The 13708-nt window shown below is 65.5% G+C and carries 10 protein-coding genes; 6 read left to right on the top strand and 4 right to left on the bottom strand.

The genetic code is table 11. From position 1 onward, the window contains the following. The first annotated feature begins 49 nt into the window (after positions 1-49). Together ACZ9H4_RS27000 and ACZ9H4_RS26995 are read left to right on the top strand one after the other, a co-directional pair. Positions 50-1216: an acyl-CoA dehydrogenase family protein gene (locus tag ACZ9H4_RS27000; RefSeq protein WP_476121729.1), complete on the top strand. Its 1167-nt coding sequence runs from the start codon at positions 50-52 to the stop codon at positions 1214-1216. Positions 1217-1233: 17 nt separating this feature from the next. After that, positions 1234-1986: an IclR family transcriptional regulator gene (locus ACZ9H4_RS26995; RefSeq protein WP_408146713.1), complete on the top strand. Its 753-nt coding sequence runs from the start codon at positions 1234-1236 to the stop codon at positions 1984-1986. 217 nt (positions 1987-2203) lie between these two features. On the opposite strand, the gene ACZ9H4_RS26990 is transcribed toward ACZ9H4_RS26995, so the two are convergent. Beyond that, complete coding sequence (locus ACZ9H4_RS26990; RefSeq protein ID WP_408146715.1) at positions 2204-2758, bottom strand: DUF2867 domain-containing protein; 555 nt, start codon at positions 2756-2758, stop codon at positions 2204-2206. A 415-nt stretch (positions 2759-3173) separates the two neighbouring features. Between ACZ9H4_RS26990 and ACZ9H4_RS26985 the strand changes: the two genes are divergently transcribed. From ACZ9H4_RS26985 to ilvD, 3 genes are all read left to right on the top strand, one after another. After that, the gene (locus tag ACZ9H4_RS26985) at positions 3174-4010 is read left to right on the top strand and encodes an NAD-dependent epimerase/dehydratase family protein (RefSeq protein ID WP_408154994.1); all 837 of its coding nucleotides are present in this window, start codon (positions 3174-3176) and stop codon (positions 4008-4010) included. Between the two features lie 29 nt (positions 4011-4039). Beyond that, on the top strand, positions 4040-5338 hold the full coding sequence (locus tag ACZ9H4_RS26980; RefSeq protein ID WP_408146719.1) for an MFS transporter: 1299 nt from the start codon (positions 4040-4042) through the stop codon (positions 5336-5338). Between the two features lie 430 nt (positions 5339-5768). Then, positions 5769-7628 carry a dihydroxy-acid dehydratase gene (gene ilvD, locus ACZ9H4_RS26975; protein WP_408146721.1) on the top strand — a complete coding sequence of 620 codons (1860 nt, stop codon included), beginning with the start codon at positions 5769-5771 and terminating at the stop codon, positions 7626-7628. A 228-nt stretch (positions 7629-7856) separates the two neighbouring features. On the opposite strand, the gene ACZ9H4_RS26970 is transcribed toward ilvD, so the two are convergent. The 3 genes from ACZ9H4_RS26970 to garL all read right to left on the bottom strand — a co-directional run bounded on the left by ACZ9H4_RS26970 (position 7857) and on the right by garL (position 11867). Further along, positions 7857-9881: a glycoside hydrolase family 28 protein gene (locus ACZ9H4_RS26970; RefSeq protein ID WP_476121726.1), complete on the bottom strand. Its 2025-nt coding sequence runs from the start codon at positions 9879-9881 to the stop codon at positions 7857-7859. Between the two features lie 229 nt (positions 9882-10110). Further along, the gene (locus ACZ9H4_RS26965) at positions 10111-11148 is read right to left on the bottom strand and encodes a 2-hydroxy-3-oxopropionate reductase (RefSeq protein ID WP_476121724.1); all 1038 of its coding nucleotides are present in this window, start codon (positions 11146-11148) and stop codon (positions 10111-10113) included. After that, complete coding sequence (gene garL, locus ACZ9H4_RS26960; protein ID WP_408146727.1) at positions 11067-11867, bottom strand: 2-dehydro-3-deoxyglucarate aldolase; 801 nt, start codon at positions 11865-11867, stop codon at positions 11067-11069. Before garL ends, ACZ9H4_RS26965 begins: the two co-directional genes overlap by 82 nt. 223 nt (positions 11868-12090) lie before the next feature. Here garL and ACZ9H4_RS26955 point away from each other — a divergent pair, with 223 nt between their 5' ends. Continuing rightward, complete coding sequence (locus tag ACZ9H4_RS26955; RefSeq protein ID WP_476121722.1) at positions 12091-13674, top strand: aldehyde dehydrogenase (NADP(+)); 1584 nt, start codon at positions 12091-12093, stop codon at positions 13672-13674. Positions 13675-13708: the final 34 nt, after the last annotated feature.

Raw genomic sequence — 13708 nt, 5'->3', positions numbered from 1 at the left:
GCATGCCGGGCGCGCTCTGCGACGCGCAGATATTCCACAGGACATTGCCATGAACTTCGAATTCACCGACGACCAGCAGTCGATCCAGGCCGCCATCGAAAAACTTTGCGAACGTTACGACGACGAGTACTGGCTCGCGAAGGATCGCGAAGGCGGATTTCCGCACGACTTCCACCGCACGCTGGCCGACGCGGGCTGGCTTGGCATCGCGATGTCGCCGGAGTATGGCGGCGCGGGACTCGGCATGACCGAAGCCGCGCTGATGATGCGCACGATCAGCGGCTCGGGCGCGGGGTTGTCGGGCGCGTCGGCGGTGCATATGAACATCTTCGGCCTGAATCCGGTGCAGGTGTTCGGCAACGACGCGCAGAAGCGGCGCTTTCTGCCGCCGCTGATCGAAGGCCGCGACAAGGCCTGCTTCGCGGTGACCGAACCCGACGCCGGTCTCGACACCACGCATCTGAAAACCCAGGCCGTGCGCGACGGCGACCATTACGTGCTGAGCGGCCGCAAGATCTGGATTTCGACCGCACAGGTCGCCAACAGGATGCTGATCATCGCGCGCACCACGCCGCTCGACCAGTGCAGGAAACCGACCGACGGTCTCACGCTGTTCTATACCGATCTCGATCGCGAGCGCGTGGAAGTGCGCGAGATCGAGAAGATGGGCCGCAAGGCGGTCGATTCGAACATGCTGTTCATCGACAATCTGCGCGTGCCGCTCGAAGACCGCATCGGCGACGAAGGCGCCGGTTTCCGTTATCTGCTGCATGGCCTGAATCCGGAGCGGATCCTGATCGCCGCCGAAGCGGTCGGTCTCGGCCAGGCGGCATTGCGGCGCGCGACGCAGTACGCGAACGAGCGCGTCGTGTTCGGCCGGCTGATCGGCCAGAACCAGGCGATCCAGCATCCGCTCGCGCAGGCCTGGATGCAGCTCGAAGCGGCCAACCTGATGGTGTTCAAGGCGGCCTCGCTGTACGACGCGGGCAAGCCGTGCGGCGCCGAAGCCAACGCCGCCAAATATCTCGCCGCGGAAGCCGCGTTCCAGTCGTGCCAGACCGCGATCGCCACGCTTGGCGGGATGGGCTATGCGAAGGAATATCACGTCGAGCGGTATTTGCGCGAGTGTATGATTCCGAGGCTCGCGCCCGTGAGTCCGCAGATGATTCTGTGTTTCATCGCGGAGAAAGTGCTGGGCTTGCCGAAGTCGTATTGACGTATCTCCCGACCGCCATGGATGTCAAACTCGTTGCCCGCACGCTGGATCTGTTCGAATTGTTCGCCGCCGAGCAACGGCCGCTGCCGCTTACCGAACTCGCGCGTCTGCTGAACGTGCCGGTGTCGAGCTGTCTCGCGCTCGCGCGCACGCTGGTGAGCCGCGGCTATCTGGTCGAGGTGAGGAAGCGCGGCGGCTACTATCCGACGCGGCGCTTGCAGATGCTCGCCAGTGCGATCAATGCGGTCGATCCGGTGGTCGAGATCGTGCATCCGCGCCTGATCGAGTTGCGCGACGCGAGCGGCGAGACCGCGGTGCTCGGCAAGATTCAGGGCGCCGCCGTGGTGTATCTCGACGTGGTGGAGTCGACCAAGGCGATTCGCTACACGCGCGCGCCCGGCGAGTTGCGGCCCTTGTATGCGAACTCGATCGGCAAGGCCATTTTCGGCGAACTGGACGCGGGGGCGCAGCAGGCGCTCGGTGCGCAACTGTCGTTCGAACGGTTTACGGCGGCGACGGTGGCCGATCTGCCCGCGCTCGTCGCGCAAGCGGCGGCGGCGCGAGCCCAGGGCTGGTGCGCGAATCTCGGCGAGAGCGCGCCGGAGCTGTCGGCGATTGCAGTGGCGGTGAGGATCGGTGGCGAGTGGTACGGGCTGTCGGTGGTGGGGCCGACCGAGCGCATCCAGAGAGATCAGAAGACGCATGCCGCGCAATTGCTGCGTGTGAAGCAGGCGATCGAAGTGCAGGAGCAGCAGGAGCAGGCGGACTAGGTTGTCGGGGGTGGGGCCGAGGTTCCGGCGATGGCTTGTCTGCGGACCGCTCGACTGCCCGGTTTCCCACAGCAACACTGCACGCGCGCGACTCGCGCGCAACGCCCGCATTCGGTGCGAGCAACTCCACACAACTCACACCGCAAACGGCCCATAACGACCGCCCCCAACCCGTTATCAACCGACAATCCGCTCATCCGAACCGACTTTCACCGGTTCACCGGCCAGGCAATGAATCAGTCGGCCAGCCTATCCGCGCCGCTCGCCGCAATGCCGAGCGCACCACCATCCGGTGGAACGGCGCGATCGCGAGAATATAGAAGCGCCCGAGCCCGTTGTGGCAATGCACGACCGTGGACAGCACCAGATAGCGCGAACGGCCGTCCCGCGTCTGGCGCGTTTGCTGCAGCACCGACACCCGGAAGTCCAGATGACTGTCGTTCTCGCCGAGGATGATTTCGTGCGCGCTGCGCGTGTAGATCCTGAAGATGTCGACGCGCTCCCGCGAGCCGGCCGCTGCTTCCGTGCGCAACTGCTTCGTCGTCTTGAGCCCGAAGCGTGCGACCAGCGCGTCGCGCAACCCCATCAGTCTGCCGACCCATCCCGCCTGATGCGCGAAAACAAAGCGCGCCAGCAATTCCGGATCGTCGATGGCGTTCTCGGGCAGGCGAACCGCGAACGCGTCGGCGAGATCCGGCGCGTGGTACAGGCGCGTGACCGCGGATTCGGCCGGCATGGCGACGGATTGCACGGAGGAGTGGGCGTTGGGCATGGTGACGTGCGGCGCTGAAATGAAGCAGGCTCGAAGGCCGCGTCGATGACGTGACGGCGGCGGCGCGGTGATTCGCTGATGCACAAGGGGGCAAGTCTACGCGTGCTTGCGCGTGGCTGCGCCGGCGGCTTAGCGCGCGCGGCGCGGATGACGGCATCGAGAGAAAAAAGTTTAGCGCACGTTATACGACATCTTATAAATAGAGCGCGACTAGCTGCTTGTTTATCAAGGCAAAGCGTTTCTGTTGGCAGTTTGACTAGGGGTAAATGCCTGGTTGAAATCCGCTCGGGCTTCGACGATAGTACGTTATCGTACAACTAGCGTGTGTTATGCAGGTGGCATCACCGCCGCTTCACCGCTGGCTGCCCCCAAGTTCGATCGCGCGCGGCGCAGTCAACGCAGGAAAGGAACCCCTATGAAAAAGATTGCCCTGAGTGGCGCCGGCGGCCAGCTCGGCTCCGTCGTACGCGCTGCCATGATTGCGCGCGGCACGCCGCTGCGTTCGGCAGCAGGCTCGAAAGCCCTGACACCCCTCGTCGAAGGCGAGGACGTGATGCACGGCGACCTGCGCGATCCGGCGGTGGTCGATCGTCTGCTCGAAGGCGTGGACGTGCTGATCCACTTCGCCGGCACGAGCGTCGAGCGCCCGCTGCCCGAAATCATCGAGAACAATCTGCGCGGTCTGGTCGAGGTGTACGAAGGCGCGCGCCGTCAAGGCGTGAAGCGCATCGTGTTCGCCAGCTCGAATCACGCGATCGGCATGTATCCGGTCACCGAAAAGCTCAGCCTCGACTGCGAACTGCGCCCCGATGGTTTCTACGGCCTGAGCAAGGTGTGGGGCGAAGCGCTCGCCAGAATGTATTGGGACAAGCACGGCATCGAAAGCGTGTGCGTGCGCATCGGCAGCTGCCTCGAACGCCCGAGCGAGCCGCGCCACCTGAGCACGTGGTTCGGCCATCGCGATCTGATGCACTTCCTCGACCGCTGCGTCGAGGCCGAAGACGTCGGCTTCCTGACCATCTGGGGCGTGTCGGCCAACACGCGCAGCTGGTGGGACAACAGCGGCGCCGCGCGTTTCGGCTATCAGCCGACGCAGAACTCCGAAGATTACGCCGCTGAAATTCTGGCGCGCCCGAATCCGCTCGACGCTTTTGGCCAACGCTTCCAGGGCGGCGCTTTTGTCGGCATCGATTATTCGCGCGCAGACGGCGGTCCGGACGCATCGGCCGCCAAGGCGGCACGGCCGGTCTGACTGGCCGGGCATCACGAGGAGACGCAGTCATGAAAGTCAAAGGCATCCGCTGGTGGATGGTCAGCCTGGTCGCGGCCGGGCTCATCATCAATTACCTCGCGCGCAATACGCTGTCGGTCGCCGCGCCGACGCTGATGAAGGACCTCCACATCACCACCGAGCAGTACGCTCACGTGGTCGTCGCGTGGCAGCTTTGCTATGCGTTCATGCAGCCGGTCGCGGGTTTCGTGCTCGACACGGTCGGCACCAAGCTCGGCTTCGCGGCGTTCGCGCTCGCCTGGTCGCTGGCCTGTGCCGCCGCCGCGTGGGCGACGGGCTGGCGCAGTCTCGCGTTCTTCCGCGGCCTGCTCGGCCTCGCTGAAGCGGCGGGCATTCCGGCCGGCGTGAAAGCGACCAGCGAATGGTTTCCGGCGAAAGAGCGGTCGGTGGCGATCGGCTGGTTCAACATCGGCTCCTCGATCGGCGCGTTGCTGGCGCCGCCGCTGGTGGTCTGGGCGCTGTTGCGCGGCCAGTGGCAACTGGCATTCGTGATCGTCGGCGTGGCGGGCATCGTCTGGAGCGCGCTGTGGATGGTGATGTACAAGCATCCGCGCAAGCAGAAGATGTTGAGCGCCACTGAGCGCGACTACATCCTGAGCGGCCAGGAAGCGAAGCACTCCGAGGCCGGCGCGCCCAAGCGCAGCTGGCGCGCGATGCTGGGCAGCCGTGATTTCTGGGCGATCGGCATTCCGCGCATTCTGTCGGAACCGGCGTGGCAGACCTTCAACGCGTGGATTCCGCTGTACATGATGACCGAGCGTCACATGAACCTGAAGGAAGTCGCGATGTTCGCCTGGATGCCGTTCCTCGCCGCCGACATCGGCTGCGTGCTCGGCGGCTATCTGAGCCCGCTGTTCCACAAGTACGCGAAGGTGTCGCTGTTCACGTCGCGCAAGATGGTGTTCGTCGTCGGCGCGCTGTTCATGATCGGACCGGCGTGTGTGGGCCTGGTGCAAAGTCCGTATGTGGCGGTGGCGCTGCTGTGCGTCGGCGGTTTTGCGCACCAGACCTTGTCCGGTGCGTTGTACGCGATCACGTCCGACATGTTCGGCAAGAACGAAGTCGCGACGGCGACCGGCATGGGCGGCATGGCGGGCTATCTGGGCGCCGCGGCGTTCACGATGCTGTTCGGCGTGCTCGTCACGCAGATCGGCTACAGCCCGCTGTTCGTCGTGCTGGCCGTGTTCGATCTGATCGCCGCCGCCGTGGTGTGCCTGCTCGCGAAAAGCAGCGACAAGGCGCCTGAGCCGCGCTGGTCCGGAGCCGGTGATGTGGTCCCCGCCAAGTAAGTGATGGCGAGTTCCGCGGGTGGGACCCGGCGGAACATACAGCTGGATTCGACATGCAGACAACGGCGCTTTCTTCACTGAGGCGCCGTTTTTTTTCGGGCGGGGCCTGCGAGCTTCACCCGGCGTCGGTGACACGAGTCTTCACGAGGCTTCTTTCCGGATGCACGCCGCGGCGCGGCGCGTCGTACGCATTGGCGCGAGGAAAACGAAACAGATCATCAAAAGGCCATCCCCTCCGTCACGCGCACGCGTCGCCCGGCGCCGCCTACGTGGCGCCGCGCGGCACGCTCGAGCCGCACGTCATCAAGTGCTGTGGGATAATTGCGAAGTTTGCCCGGAGCGCGGCTCACAAGGTTGTTCGCACGGGCGCGCGAGGGGCCTTTATTCCCTTGGCCCGCTTCTTTTCAGCGATATTTCTCCAACAACCACGATGCCCGCATACCGTTCCAAAACCTCCACCGCCGGCCGCAACATGGCGGGGGCGCGCTCCCTGTGGCGTGCCACCGGCATGAAAGACGAAGACTTCTCGAAGCCGATCATTGCGGTGGTCAATTCGTTCACCCAGTTCGTGCCCGGCCACGTGCACCTGAAGGACCTGGGCCAGCTCGTCGCGCGCGAAATCGAAGCCGCCGGCGGCGTCGCCAAGGAATTCAACACCATCGCGGTCGATGACGGCATCGCGATGGGCCACGACGGCATGCTGTATTCGCTGCCGAGCCGCGACATCATCGCGGACTCGGTGGAGTACATGGTCAATGCCCACTGCGCCGACGCGATGGTGTGCATCTCGAACTGCGACAAGATCACCCCCGGCATGCTGATGGCCGCGATGCGCCTGAACATTCCGGTGATCTTCGTGTCCGGCGGCCCGATGGAAGCCGGCAAGACGCGCCTCGCCAATCCCAAAACCGGCACCATCGAGTTCAAGAAGCTCGACCTGGTGGACGCGATGGTGATCGCCGCCGACAAGGCCTATTCCGACGCCGACGTGGCCGAGGTGGAACGTTCCGCCTGCCCGACCTGCGGTTCGTGCTCGGGCATGTTCACGGCCAACTCGATGAACTGCCTGACCGAAGCGCTGGGCCTCTCGCTGCCGGGCAACGGCACCGTGGTCGCCACGCACGCCGACCGCGAGCAGCTGTTCAAGCGCGCCGGCCGCCGCATCGTCGAACTGGCCCGCCAGTACTACGAGCAGGAAGAGGCGAGCATTCTGCCGCGCGCGGTGGGCTTCAAGGCATTCGAAAACGCGATGACGCTCGATATCGCGATGGGCGGTTCGACCAACACGATCCTGCACCTGCTGGCGATCGCGCGTGAAGCGGAGATCGACTTCACGATGACCGACATCGACCGTCTGTCGCGCATCGTGCCGCAGTTGTGCAAGGTGGCGCCGAACACCAACAAGTACCACATCGAAGACGTGCATCGCGCGGGCGGCATCATGGCCATCCTCGGCGAGCTCGACCGCGCCGGCAAGCTGCATACCGACGTGCCGACCGTGCATGCGGCCACGCTGAAGGACGCGCTGGATCAGTGGGACATCGTCCGCACCCAGGACGAAGCGGTCCGGACTTTCTACATGGCGGGCCCGGCCGGCGTTCCCACGCAGGTGGCGTTCAGCCAGAACACGCGCTGGCCGAGTCTCGATCTCGATCGCGCCGAGGGCTGCATCCGCTCGTACGAGCATGCGTTCTCGAAGGAAGGCGGCCTCGCGGTGCTGACGGGCAACATCGCGCTCGACGGCTGCGTGGTGAAGACGGCCGGCGTCGACGAGAGCATCCTCGTGTTCGAGGGCTCGGCTCACGTGACCGAATCGCAGGACGAGGCGGTCGAGAACATCCTCGCCGGCAAGGTCAAGGCCGGTGACGTCGTGATCGTGCGCTACGAAGGTCCGAAGGGCGGCCCGGGCATGCAGGAAATGCTCTATCCGACGAGCTATATCAAGTCGCAGGGTCTCGGCAAAGCCTGTGCGCTGCTGACGGATGGCCGCTTCTCGGGCGGCACGTCGGGCCTGTCGATCGGTCACTGCTCGCCGGAAGCGGCGGCGGGCGGCGCGATCGGCCTCGTGCGCGACGGCGACAAGATTCGCATCGACATTCCGAACCGCACGATCAACGTGCTGCTGTCCGACGAGGAACTGGCGAGCCGCCGCGAAGCGCAGAACGCGACAGGGTGGAAGCCCGCCAAGCCGCGTCCGCGCAAGGTGTCGGCTGCACTGAAGGCGTATGCGAAGCTGGTGATGTCGGCCGACAAGGGTGCGGTGCGCGACCTGTCGCTGCTGGAAGACTGATCTTGCGACGGGCTTTGCGCCCTGTCTGCCTGTAAGAAAGCCGCTCCTCGGAGCGGCTTTTTTTGCCCGCGCGTTTTGCGGTTTCACATGCACTTGGACGCGCACACACCCGCGGCCTGCGACTGCCTGAGTGGTGCACGCATGAACGCGCATGCGCGGCGTCCACGGCGGCAGGGCAAAGACCGACTGATCGCCGGATCGCCCGCTCTCACCCCGCCGCGTATGCGCTTACCGCTGATCGACGACCGTCGTGTTGTATGTCGTCGAGCCGATCACCACGTTGTTCAACGCGATGCCGTTGACGTTGTATGCGTAGATCGGCCCCGGCGTGCTCGCACTGGCCGGTCCCGCGCTCACCGCCGTGCCCAGATTGCAGTTCGATATCGTGACGCCAGTGATCGCCGGAACCGTCGGCGCCGGTGTCGGGCCGTTGTAGTCGAACGCGACCGGTCCCTGCGCGACGATCGCCTGGAAACACGAACCGGTCACGCCGTTGAGCGTCACGTTGCTCGCCTGCACGTTCGAGATGTTGACGTTCTGCACGACCGCCGGACGGGTGCGGATCGCGTCGTTGGCCGGCTGGTAGTCGCAGTCGAACGTGATCAGGCCGCCTTGCGCCGCCGACGGATTGGCTGCCGTCGCCGTGACCACGCCGAGCGGCACCGTGCCGTTGATCGGACTGCCCGGCAGCAATGCGCTGCCGTAGCCCGAGCCTTTCAGCGCGACGCCGTTGGGCAGCGTGACCGTATCGACATAGAAGTTCTTCACGAAGCCGCCGCGATTCATGTTCGTCTTGATGCGAATCGCGATGTTCAGCGGATTGGTCGCCCAGTTCTGGTTGAGCATCTGCAGATTGCGCGCGTAGATGTTCTGCACGCCGCCACCCATTTCGCTGCCGAGCGTGATGCCGCCGTGGCCGCTGTTCATCGTGCAGTTCTGGATCACGTGGTTTTGCGCGGGGCCGTACTGCGTGTCGAGGTCCTTGCCCGACTTGATTGCGATGCAATCGTCGCCGGTGTTGAACGTCACGTTGTCGCACAGCACGTTGTCGCACGCGTCCGGATCGAAGCCGTCGTTGTTCGGGCCGATGCTGTTGGTCGTCACGCCGCGGATCACGACGTTCTTGCAATCGGTCGGATGATGCTGCCAGAACGGCGTGTTGTTGGTCGTGTAGTTCTCCATCAGCACGTTGGTGCAGCCGAGGAATTCGACCATGCACGGACGCAGGTAATGGCCGACACCGAAGATGCGCTGCGCGATCGGCACGCCCGCCTCGGACAGCGCGGGCAGGTAGTTCGCGTCCTCTTGCCACGGCGTGGTGGGGCTCGTGAGCTGCGCATAGAGCGCGTCGGAAATGCCCGGCGCGGCGGTGCGCAGATCGACGTTGTTCGGATTCAGATAGACCTGCGACGGCGTCGTCGAACCCGCGCAGCCGTAGGCGCCGCTCGACCCCTTGAAGGTCCACCAGCAGGTGGCGGTGTTGCCGGTGCCGGTGAACGGCGTCATCGCCTGGCCGTTGAGCACCGAGGTGGCGTCCTCGCCGGTCAGTGCGATGTTGGTCTGGTTGCGGGCGTAAACCGGCGAGCCGTAGTTGAGGCAATCGTTTGCCTGCCAGCGGCTATAGAACAGGTTGCCGTTGGCGCCGCAGTTCACCGGGCCGTCCTTCGCGTAGTCGGCGGGATTCGGGCTGAAGTAGATCGTGCAGTTCGCGCTCAGGTGGAAGTTCACATTGCTGAGCAGCACGATCGGGCCTGCGCAATACCATGTGCCGGCCGGCACGACCACGCGACCGCCGCCGGCCGCATTGCAGGCCTGGATCGCGGCGAGAAACGCGGGCCGCGAATCGAACGAGTTGGCGGCGTTGGTCTGTTGCGAGCCGGGGCTCGTGAGCGATGCCGAGCCCGTGTACGGATTGCTCGCGGCGATCACGGAGCAGGGCTGCGCGCCATACTGGGTGACCAGATAATCACGCGCGGGGAACATCGACTGGTTGATGCCTTGCAGCGACGCGATGATCTGCGTGGCCGCGCCCGACGAGCCCCAGATCGGGTCCTGCACCACGGGCGGTGCGCTCGGCGCAGCGGGCGAATCGTTGCTGGAGCTGCCGCAAGCGGACAGGCCGCCCAGCAGGGTCGCGCCCGCGGACGTGCCAGCCAGCACGATGAATGCGCGGCGTGCCGGCGAGTGCGGTTCGCTCTGCTGGCGGTTTCTCGATGCGTTCCGTTGGCCGTTATTTTTATGCCGGGTTGTCACGGATGTCTCCTTGCCCTTTGCGGGCGTTGTCAGTAATCGTGGGTGCTGATGGGACGACCGTCGCCGGTGTCGTTTTGCCACAGCAAGAATCACGATCGGTAGTGATCCTTACTATTTGTAAAGAACGCGCGGCGACGGCAATGGGTTCACACGCACAAGCGTGAGCGCGCGCCGTTCCACGGCTCCATCTGCAAGGAACCGGTGGAAAGGCGAGCAGGAACGTGCGGCGTTAAGCGGGCTGTTGGCCGATTTCGTGATTGGCGAGCACTTCGAGCGCGCGCACCATCGCGGAGTGGTCCCAGGCCTTGCCGCCATGCGCGACGCACGCATTGAACAGCGCCTGGCAGGTGGCGGTGTTCGGCAGCGACACGCCGAGCGCTTGCGCAGTCGACAGCGCGAGGTTCAGATCCTTCTGATGCAGTTCGATGCGGAAGCCCGGATCGAAGGTGCGTTTGGTCATGCGCTCGCCATGCACTTCGAGAATGCGCGACGACGCGAAGCCGCCCATCAGCGCTTCGCGCACGCGCGCCGGATCGACGCCGGCCTTCGACGCGAGCAGCAGCGCCTCGCCGACCGCCTCGATCGTCGCGGCGACGATCACCTGATTGGCGACCTTGCACACCTGACCCGCGCCGACCGCGCCGATCAGCGTGACGTTCTTGCCCATCATGTCGAAGAGCGGCTTGACGCTGTCGAAGGTCGCGCTTTCACCGCCCACCATGATGGTCAGCGAGCCGGCCTTGGCGCCGACTTCGCCGCCGGACACCGGCGCGTCCAGATAGTCCGCGCCGCGCTCGCGCACGCGCGCGGCAAATTCGCGGGTGGCCATTGGCGAGATCGAGCTCATGTCGACCACCGTTTGTCCCGCGCGCAAGGCGCTGGCCACGCCCTGTTCGCCGAACAGCACGCGTTCGACGTCCGGCGTGTCCGGCACCATGATGAAGATCACGTCGGCCTGCGCGGCGACCGCGGCAGGGCTGTCGCACGCGACGGCGCCGGCCTGGGTGAGTTCGTCGGGCACGCCGCTGCGCGTGAACGCGGCCAGTGCGACGCCGTTCTTGAGAAGGTTGGCGGCCATGGGCTTGCCCATGATGCCGAGTCCGATAAAGCCTGCTTTTTGCATGGAATACTCCGAAGATGTCGTGGCGGCCGTGCTGCTGCCCGTATCTGGCTTGGCGCCGGGGTTCAGGCCTCGCCCGCCGGTTTCTGCATGAAGTGTTTCTGAACCGTCTGTGCGGCGTTTTTCAACATGCCCATGTCCGCGCACACCGCAATGATGCGGCAGCCCATCGACAGATAGCGTTCCGCGTCGGCCTGCACCGGCGCGAGAATGCCGCTCGATTTGCCGGCCGCCTGCGCGCGCGCGAAAACATGCGCGATCGCCTGTTGCACGTCGGGATGGCTGGCGTTGCCGAGCCGGCCGTAGCCGGCCGCGAGGTCGGACGGGCCGACGAACACCGCGTCGATGCCGTCCACGGCGAGGATCTCGTCGATCGCGTCGACGGCCTTGCGGCTCTCGATCTGCACAATCACGCAGACGTTGTCGTTGGCGATGTCGAAGTAATCGGGCACGGCCGCATAGCGGTTGCCGCGATGGCTCACCGACACGCCGCGAATGCCCTGCGGCGGATAACGCGTCGCGGCGACCGCGCGGGCCGCGTCGTCGGCGCTTTCGATGAAGGGCACGAGGAAGTTGGAGAAGCCGCTGTCCAGCAGCCGCTTGATGAATACGCTGTCGTTGGCCGGCGGCCGCACCACCGGCGCGCTCGCGCTGTCCTTGAGCGACATCAGCTGGGGGATCAGCGTGAGCACGTCGTTCGGCGCGTGCTCGGCGTCGAGCAGCATCCAGTCGAAACCGATGCCGCCCAGCAGTTCCGTGACGACCGGACTGGCGAGCGACGCCCAGCAGCCGATCTGGGTTTCACCGGCGCAGACCGCGCGGCGGAAGCGGTTGGGTAAGGCCTGGTAGGGCGTGACAGTCGGCATGGGTATCTCCTCGAACGGCAATGGATCGGGCGAGTCCGACGACGCCTATGCGAAGTGTTATAAGTCGTCGTATGTCTTGCTCTCAGGTTAGCATTGACCCCTTGGGTTGTAACGGCCACGTAAACCCGAATTCCCCGCCGGACAAGCGTTTCAGGTTGCGCGGTAGGCCCGCTATGTTGTAGGATGACCTATATCTAAGGCCTTCACTTTAAGGAAAGCGAAAATGTCCATTACCGGCGAAATGCTGATCGGCCGCCAGGCAGTGCGCGGCGAGGAACAACCATTGCACGCGGTCAATCCCGCCACGGGGTCCGAGATCGCCGAGCCGGTTTTCGGCAGCGGCGGCGTCGCTCAGGTCGAGCGCGCGTGCGAACTGGCGCAACAGGCGTTCGACCCGTACCGGGCATTGCCGCTGACGGTGCGCGCCGAGTTTCTCGAGCGCATCGCCGACGGCATCACGGCGCTGGGCGACGCGCTGATCGAGCGTGCGCACCAGGAGTCGGGTTTGCCGAAGGCGCGTCTCGAAGGCGAGCGCGGCCGTACGACCGGCCAGCTCAAGCTGTTCGCACAAGTCGTGCGCGCCGGCCAGTGGCTCGCCGCGACGCTCGATTCGCCGCTGCCGGAGCGCAAGCCGCTGCCGCGCTCGGATCTGCGCATGCAGAAGATTGCGCTCGGCCCGGTCGCAGTGTTCGGCGCCAGCAACTTCCCGCTCGCGTTTTCGGTGGCGGGCGGCGATACGGCGGCAGCGCTCGCGGCCGGTTGCCCGGTCGTCGTGAAGGCGCATCGCGCGCACCTCGGCACATCGGAAATGGTCGGCCGAGTGATCCAGCGCGTCGCGCAGGAAATGGACTTGCCTGAGGGCGTGTTCTCGATGATCGTCGGCGCGGGCAATCTGGTCGGCGAAGCGCTGGTCGCGCATCCGGCGATCAAGGCGGTCGGTTTCACCGGTTCGCGCGCGGGCGGCATGTCGCTGATGCGCGTCGCGGCGGCGCGTGCCGAGCCGATTCCGGTCTACGCGGAAATGAGCAGCATCAACCCGGTGTTCATTCTGCCGAACGCGCTGGCGCAACGCGGCGAGAGCATCGCGCGCGGTTTCGTCGATTCGCTCGTGCTCGGCGCGGGCCAGTTCTGTACCAACCCGGGTCTCGCCATCGTGCTCGACAGCGACGCGCTGAAGGGCTTCGTCGCGACGGCGTCGGAAGCATTGAGCGGCAAGCCGGCTCAAACCATGCTGACCGCGGGCATTCACGCCGCGTATCAGGACGGCGAAAGCAAGCTGGCGGCGACCAGGGGCGTCGAGGCAGTGGCGCGCGGTGTCGACGCAAGCGGCCCGACGCAGGCTCGCGCGGCACTGTTCGTGACCGATGCGCAAACTTTCCTCGCCAATCCGGCGCTGGAAGACGAAGTGTTCGGCCCGGTGTCGACCATCGTGCGTTGCAAGGACGAGCAGGAAATGCTGAAGGTGGCCGAGCACTTCGCCGGCCAGCTGACCGCGACGCTGCAGATGGACAGCGCCGACATCGCCGCCGCGAAGAAGCTGGTGCCGATTCTCGAGCGCAAGGCAGGACGGATTCTGGTCAACGGCTACCCGACGGGCGTCGAGGTGTCGCACGCGATGGTGCACGGCGGCCCGTTCCCGGCGACGTCGGACAGCCGCGCCACGTCGGTCGGCACGACGTCGATCGAGCGCTTCCTGCGCCCGGTCTGCTACCAGGACTTCCCGGCGGACCTGCTGCCGCACGCACTGGCCGACGGCAATCCGCTCGACCTGTGGCGTCGTCGCGACGGCGAAATCACGCGCGGTTAAGGATGGACCTCGCTCGTGGCCTGCCGGTGAGCGG

The sequence above is a fragment of the Paraburkholderia sp. TE9906 genome, assembly GCF_056279605.1.
This window is presented reverse-complemented; position numbering and strand designations above follow the sequence as displayed.

Bases quoted from the DNA above. Each gene is read 5' to 3' on its own strand.
- ACZ9H4_RS27000 (WP_476121729.1), top strand. From the start codon at position 50: ATGAACTTCGAATTCACCGACGACCAGCAGTCGATCCAGGCCGCCATC.
- ACZ9H4_RS26995 (WP_408146713.1), top strand. From the start codon at position 1,234: ATGGATGTCAAACTCGTTGCCCGCACGCTGGATCTGTTCGAATTGTTC.
- ACZ9H4_RS26990 (WP_408146715.1), bottom strand. From the start codon at position 2,758: ATGCCCAACGCCCACTCCTCCGTGCAATCCGTCGCCATGCCGGCCGAA.
- ACZ9H4_RS26985 (WP_408154994.1), top strand. From the start codon at position 3,174: ATGAAAAAGATTGCCCTGAGTGGCGCCGGCGGCCAGCTCGGCTCCGTC.
- ACZ9H4_RS26980 (WP_408146719.1), top strand. From the start codon at position 4,040: ATGAAAGTCAAAGGCATCCGCTGGTGGATGGTCAGCCTGGTCGCGGCC.
- ilvD (WP_408146721.1), top strand. From the start codon at position 5,769: ATGCCCGCATACCGTTCCAAAACCTCCACCGCCGGCCGCAACATGGCG.
- garL (WP_408146727.1), bottom strand. From the start codon at position 11,867: ATGCCGACTGTCACGCCCTACCAGGCCTTACCCAACCGCTTCCGCCGC.
- ACZ9H4_RS26955 (WP_476121722.1), top strand. From the start codon at position 12,091: ATGTCCATTACCGGCGAAATGCTGATCGGCCGCCAGGCAGTGCGCGGC.